Source organism: Insulibacter thermoxylanivorax, assembly GCF_015472005.1.
GTDB classification, from domain to species: domain Bacteria; phylum Bacillota; class Bacilli; order Paenibacillales; family DA-C8; genus Insulibacter; species Insulibacter thermoxylanivorax.
The window spans coordinates 1-6,181 of record NZ_BMAQ01000027.1 but is presented as its reverse complement, the minus strand read 5'-3'; the positions used below and the strand labels follow the sequence as shown (position 1 = coordinate 6,181).

8 protein-coding genes, 1 pseudogene and 1 riboswitch are annotated in these 6,181 nt (G+C 45.5%); of the genes and pseudogenes, 2 read left to right on the top strand and 7 right to left on the bottom strand.

Going from position 1 to position 6,181, the window contains the following annotated elements; translation table 11 throughout:
• Positions 1–421: pseudogene (locus PRECH8_RS10230) on the top strand (hypothetical protein); the annotation flags it as partial.
• 334 nt (positions 422–755) lie between these two features.
• Here the strand turns inward: PRECH8_RS10230 and thiC are convergent.
• The 4 genes from thiC to PRECH8_RS10210 all read right to left on the bottom strand — a co-directional run bounded on the left by thiC (position 756) and on the right by PRECH8_RS10210 (position 3,675).
• Positions 756–2,477, bottom strand: a complete 1,722-nt coding sequence (gene thiC / locus PRECH8_RS10225) for a phosphomethylpyrimidine synthase ThiC (RefSeq protein WP_200967008.1) — start codon at positions 2,475–2,477, stop codon at positions 756–758.
• Between the two features lie 151 nt (positions 2,478–2,628).
• A riboswitch (TPP riboswitch) is annotated at positions 2,629–2,743 on the bottom strand.
• A gap of 147 nt (positions 2,744–2,890) precedes the next feature.
• A complete protein-coding gene (locus tag PRECH8_RS14790) occupies positions 2,891–2,959 on the bottom strand; it encodes a hypothetical protein (RefSeq protein ID WP_200967010.1) in 69 nt (22 codons plus the stop codon).
• Positions 2,950–3,093 carry a LacI family DNA-binding transcriptional regulator gene (locus PRECH8_RS10215; protein WP_200967007.1) on the bottom strand — a complete coding sequence of 48 codons (144 nt, stop codon included), beginning with the start codon at positions 3,091–3,093 and terminating at the stop codon, positions 2,950–2,952. The genes PRECH8_RS14790 and PRECH8_RS10215 overlap by 10 nt, the downstream gene beginning before the upstream one ends.
• A gap of 372 nt (positions 3,094–3,465) precedes the next feature.
• Complete coding sequence (locus PRECH8_RS10210) at positions 3,466–3,675, bottom strand: recombinase family protein (protein ID WP_276569106.1); 210 nt, start codon at positions 3,673–3,675, stop codon at positions 3,466–3,468.
• 168 nt (positions 3,676–3,843) lie between these two features.
• Here PRECH8_RS10210 and PRECH8_RS10205 point away from each other — a divergent pair, with 168 nt between their 5' ends.
• The gene (locus PRECH8_RS10205) at positions 3,844–4,182 is read left to right on the top strand and encodes a DUF2461 family protein (protein WP_242457534.1); all 339 of its coding nucleotides are present in this window, start codon (positions 3,844–3,846) and stop codon (positions 4,180–4,182) included.
• Positions 4,183–4,190: 8 nt separating this feature from the next.
• On the opposite strand, the gene PRECH8_RS10200 is transcribed toward PRECH8_RS10205, so the two are convergent.
• The 3 genes from PRECH8_RS10200 to PRECH8_RS10190 are packed head-to-tail and all read right to left on the bottom strand — an operon-like array spanning position 4,191 to position 6,073.
• Complete coding sequence (locus tag PRECH8_RS10200) at positions 4,191–4,832, bottom strand: ABC-2 transporter permease (RefSeq protein WP_200967005.1); 642 nt, start codon at positions 4,830–4,832, stop codon at positions 4,191–4,193.
• The gene (locus PRECH8_RS10195; protein WP_200967004.1) at positions 4,833–5,696 is read right to left on the bottom strand and encodes an ABC transporter ATP-binding protein; all 864 of its coding nucleotides are present in this window, start codon (positions 5,694–5,696) and stop codon (positions 4,833–4,835) included.
• Entirely contained in the window at positions 5,693–6,073 is a 381-nt protein-coding gene (locus PRECH8_RS10190) for a GntR family transcriptional regulator (RefSeq protein ID WP_200967009.1), read from the bottom strand. The genes PRECH8_RS10195 and PRECH8_RS10190 overlap by 4 nt, the downstream gene beginning before the upstream one ends.
• Positions 6,074–6,181 lie beyond the last annotated feature (108 nt).

The window sequence follows — 6,181 nt, the reverse complement described above, 5'->3', positions numbered from 1 at the left end:
CGAAACATGAGTTTTCACCAAACTTAGAAGGCTGCCCACAATTGCTTGACACACACTTTCAATCCATTTTTCTTGATTTAGGGCTTAAATTCATGAGAAAATACATTTTCAAAAGCGAAGAAAGCTGACAACGCCACTAAAAATCATTGATTCGAGTACGTTGCCACTGAGTTTGACGAACCACAAATGGGCAGAGTTCCGAAAAACAAAATCGGACGTGAAGCTTCACTTGCGTCTTGTATTCATGGAAAAAGGACTTTCTTATCCCGACAAGGCCGTACTGACAAACGCAATCGAACATGATCGTGGTCAATTAGAGGTATTCATTGATGATCAGGAATGCCTGTACGTGTTCAATCGTGGATACTTAGATTATGAGCGATTTGACCGTATGACGGATGTGTTTTCGTTTTTCGCTAATTTTCCAGAAAAATAAAATCTGAAATTTCAAAACTTATTTATGCGACGCTAGTGATGAAATATATATAAAAAACTTAAAAGAAATGACAAAAGCAAAAATAAAAAGGCTAATTCATTACCCGATTTCCACCTGCAAAACGGGAGATGAATTAGCTATATATTTGACAATCCCCTTAATAATATAAAATCTCTATATAATGGCATTTGACACATTTACGCATAAACGGTGTCTCAAAAAATGAATGCTGGCAATTTTTTGAATATAGGCAATTTGCTGTTCCAATTTAAGAATTTTCTCCTTCAATTCGGCAATTTCCTTTTGCAATTCTTGAACATCATCGATAGAGAGAGATGCCATTTTCGACAAACTCCTTCGCTTTTTGTTTCATCCCTTCTTCCCTCACCGTTTTTTGCAGCTCATGTGAAATTTTCATCGAGCAAAACTTCGGCCCGCACATCGAACAAAAGTGCGCGACTTTCGCCCCTTCCGCCGGCAATGTTTCATCATGATATTCCCGAGCTCGATCTGGATCAAGCGAAAGGTTGAACTGATCGTTCCAACGAAACTCAAAGCGCGCTTTTGATAACGCGTCATCCCGCCGTTGCGCTCCCGGGTGCCCTTTTGCTAAATCGGCCGCGTGTGCTGCGATTTTATAAGCGATCACTCCTTCGCGCACATCATCTTTATTCGGCAGCCCTAAATGCTCTTTTGGCGTCACGTAACAAAGCATCGCCGTTCCGTACGCGCCAATGATCGCCGCTCCGATCGCGGATGTAATGTGGTCATATCCCGGCGCGATATCGGTCGTAAGCGGTCCTAATGTGTAAAACGGCGCACCTTTGCAAATTTCGATTTGCTTATCGACATTTTCCTTAATTTTATGCATCGGCACATGCCCTGGTCCTTCAATCATCACTTGCACATCATGCTTCCAAGCGATTTCTGTTAATTCTCCGAGCGTCTCCAATTCAGCAAACTGCGCTCCGTCATTCGCATCGGCAATCGAGCCTGGGCGCAGCCCGTCTCCAAGCGATACTGCAATATCGTACGTTTTCAAAATCTCGCATATTTCTTCAAAATGCGTGTATAAGAAGTTTTCTTCATGATGGGCTAAACACCATTGCGCCATAATCGAGCCGCCGCGCGAAACAATGCCAGTCGTTCGGTTTACCGTCATCGGTATGTAACGAAGCAGCACCCCCGCGTGAATCGTAAAATAGTCCACCCCTTGTTCCGCTTGTTCGATGAGCGTATCACGGTAAATTTCCCACGTTAAGTCTTCAACGACGCCGTTCACTTTTTCAAGCGCTTGATAAATCGGAACCGTCCCGACAGGCACAGGGGAATTGCGAATAATATATTCTCGTGTCGCATGAATGTGTTTTCCCGTTGATAAGTCCATAATCGTGTCTGCTCCCCAGCGCACCGCCCAAAGCATTTTTTCGACTTCTTCTTCAATGGATGATGTGACTGCAGAATTGCCAATATTCGCATTAATTTTTACATGAAAACGACTCCCAATAATCATCGGTTCACTTTCCGGATGGTTAATATTCGAAGGAATAATCGCTCTGCCTGCGGCAACTTCTTGACGCACGATTTCCGGATCTATATTTTCGCGAATCGCAACAAATTCCATCTCCGGCGTAATAATCCCTCTTTTTGCGTAATGCATTTGTGTTACAGTTTTTCCTTTTTTTGCTCGAAGCGGCTTTCTCTCGAAAGGCAGAGTAATCTCTGATTGCTTCTCATTACGGAATCCGTTATCTTCCGGTTTCACTGGACGCCCCTCGTATTCTTCAACGTCGCCCCTTTCTAAAATCCAACGTTTTCTTAGCGGCGGCAATCCTTTTTGAATGTCCGGCTGAAGATCAGGATCGGTGTAAGGACCGCTTGTGTCATACACACGAACTGGTTCATTTTCGATGATTCCTGTTTCTGTCTTTGTTGGACTTAACGTAATTTCTCTCATCGGAACACGAATATCCGGTCTTGAACCTTCGACATACACCTTTTTACTCGCAGGAAATTGCATGAAAGATTTGATGTTTTGCATGTAACTCCTCTCCCTTAAAATAATGATTTAGGATCTGAAGTTACACCAAAACGCGGGGCGGAGATAGGAGAATATATGCGGAAATAAAAATCGGGTTCTCTAAGAGAACCCGATGGAACGCAAATAGCGAAACGTACGCAACAAACGCATACACTCCCGCTATCTACTTCCCTACGCTGGTATAACCCAGATCAGGTTCAAAGGGTCAAAGAACTTAAGCGCGTTCTTTTCTCAGTCCAAGCTATTGGACTCCCCTAGTAGATAAGCGACAAACTTATTTAGTTTTTCCTTAATATTAACATACTTATAAAGCAAAGTAAATACGCTTCCTTATACGGTGAACCGTTTTAACATTGTTTGTATATTTTCTGCCATTTTGCTTAACGATGATGCCGATGAAACAATTTCCTCCATCATCTTGTTTGGTCAATCACCAATTCCTCTACAAGATTCTTTAAATATTCCAACCGCTCTACATCCACTCGAACCGTCGAACTTGCAAGACGCGTTCACGCGTCTCCTGCCTGATCCCCTCCGATTTGTTGTTTATAATCCTGGATACGGTGGTGACGGATACCCCTGATTTTTTAGCGATATCCTTAATCGTAACCTTCATGGCAAGCGGCACCCCTCCTTTAACGTCAACAATAAAAAGGATGTTTGATTTGGGATGTGAAACCGTTTTAGGAAAACGTTTTAGTAAAACGGTTTAGTAAAGCGTTTTCATGGTCTTATTTAAAGAGACAGGGTTCATCCCTGTCAACGCGTAAATATTGGAAATCAAGAATACATACAATCGATATCGATTCAACCGATACAAAGAAAATGTGCACAATACCTCGAATAACTCGCGGATCGCAGACGCTGTTGTTGTATCGCCAGCCAGGGTTCCACCTCCGGAAAATCCCCCACATGTTGCCGAATTTTTAAGGATGTTGCGGCTTGTGGTGCATTTTATCCACATTGTAGACCTTGAATCGGCCTTGCGTCAGATCGCCCGTATAATGCGTTTTTTCAGAATGATCCCCGCCGCCGACTCATGCCAGATGCTGCCTTCGTTCTTCACTCCGAGAACCTGACGCGGAGTCAGTACGCCTTGCTCTGTCAGGTAGTTTTCAATCTTCTGACAGTCCCAATTTTTGTTGAGGTACAGATCGAAGATCATTTTCATCGTGGGAGCGTGAATCGGGTTGGGCACCAGTTTTCCGTTGATCTTATCGTAACCATTAGGGGGCTTCCCGTGGAAGAAACCTTTCCTCAGTCAAGTGTATCCGGACCTCTTCGACGTCGCGGCGGGATTCGATTCCTTATTCGTGGAACGGTTGCCTCAATATATCCAACCATATACCTAGGGAGGTCGGTGTACATGAATTCAAATCGTTCGTTTCGCGGTTTTACCGAAGAAACCATCCGGTTCCTGCACGACGTACGCGAGCAGAACTCCAAGGAATGGTTTGAGCGGAATCGCCCGGTTTACGAGCGTGAATTGCTGGAGCCGATGCGCGATCTGGTTGCTGATCTAAGCGATACGATGCTGTTTATCGACCCGGAGTTGGAGACGAGGCCTGCCGTAGGCAAAACAATCTCGCGCATTCACCGCGACACGCGCTTCTCCCGGGTTCTGGTTCTGGCAGCCAGATCGCCCTGTTCTATTATGACCAATTACTTTCAAACTAAGGCTGAAATCGACGAAGCCCTTCCATGAAAGGCCGATTACCTGAACTCTTTCGTACGATGAATGCGAACGGACACGAAGTAGGAAGTGATAAACAGCAGCACCGACGTACAAGCAGACACGATGCTGACCAGCGGATGACGGAACTGCATGCCTCCTGTAAACGGAGCGAGAAGCGCGGCCAGCAGCAGCATGATCCCTATCGCTACAAACCCGGAAAAGAACACAATCAGCTCATTCTTCTCCGTACCGATCTTCAGCATGACGGGATACATGAGGGCTGCTGATGTGATTGCTAAGGTCAGCCCGAATCCGTAGCTGAATGTGACAATTGACGGATCAAGCGACAGTCCCGTAACGTAACATGCCGCGAGGGTAAGCAGACTCGACAAGATCCCCATAAGTATGAGGAGTGCGAAGGACACGTACTTAGCGCTGACGATGGTGTGTCGTCGGATCGGCAGCGTCAGTTCAAATTTGCTCCATTTCGACGTTTCATCTACCCTTAACGAGGCTCCCGTATTAACAACGAAAATAAAAATCTGCACCGCCAATATCATCGATGTTAACAGGGCTTCCCGAAAGATGACCGACACGAGGGCCAAAACCGCTGCGATGATGAAAGACAGATAGATGTTGCTTGACATGGAATAAAAGTTGTTACGGACTAGTCCCCTCATCTATTGATCCCCCTTAACCAGCAAGAGCATAATCTCATCAATGGTGGTGTTATCGACGGTAATGTCTCGGTGTTGCCTGGAGAAGCTTTCTTTATCCGAGATCAATACGTCAACCTGAAATCCTCTCTTCCGGGATGATAGATATTCCGATTTATCAAGACTTTGGAACTGATCCTCCGTGCAGCGGGCTATGCCGTATTGGTATAGCAAGATATCCTTGTCTTCCGTCAGGATGATTCTGCCGCTGTGTATAAAAGTGATATAATCCGCGATTTTCTCCAGATCGCTGGTTATATGCGAGGAGATGAGAATCGAATGTTCTTCGTCTTCTACAAACTCCAGAAACAGATCCAGCATCTCTTCCCGGACAACCGGGTCAAGGCCTGATGTAGCCTCATCCAACAACAACAGCTTCGCCCCATGGGATAGAGCTGCCGCTGTAGCCAACTTCATCGTCATTCCCCTGGACAGATCTTTGATTCTGGTATCAGCCGGAACCTGCAACCTTTGAAGCAGATGCTGGAAAAGCCCTCCGTCCCAATGCTGGTAAATATCTTTAAACACCGACGCCAGCTTGTTAGCCGTGAGCGCCTCGGGGAAATTGATGGCATCAAATACAACTCCGATGTGATCGCGGATATCCGTACGTTCATCCGTCATTTCCTCACCGAAGATCTTGATCACGCCACTATCCGGTTTGAGGGTATTCAAAATGCAACTGATCGTGGTCGTTTTCCCTGAGCCATTCTCGCCTACGAATCCCATGATGCTCCCTTGCGGAACGGCGAACGATACATTATCCAGACGGAAATCTGACCCCGGATAAGCCTTTGTCAGATTGCTTACTTCCAAACTATATTTCATTGGCAGTCCTCCTCGTAACACATCACTAATAACCTTGTCAGCTCGTCTAATGTGGTTCCGCTCATACGAGCAGCTTCCACAGCCAACCGCAAGTGTTCATGCATCTTCCTCCGGTGTTCTTCATGAATCACATTGCGATGATGCGCGGATATAAAGCTTCCACGGCCTACAGTCGTTTCGATAAATCCATCACGTTGCAAATCCTCATAGGCCCTTTGCACGGTGATGACGCTGACATGTATCATCTTAGCGAGTGAACGCATGGAGGGAATGGGGTCACCGGGTTGCAGCTTTCCACTCATCACCAATGCTTTGATCTGGCTTGAGATTTGCTCATAGATGGGCTTGCTCGAATTATTGCTGATGATGATTTCCAAATTAAAGTCACTTCCCATCAAGTGTGCTTATCGTACCAGTACATTATATTACAATAAGACACATCGATCAATAGATGGTTAAGGATCGTGTGTGTCAAGCAATTGTGG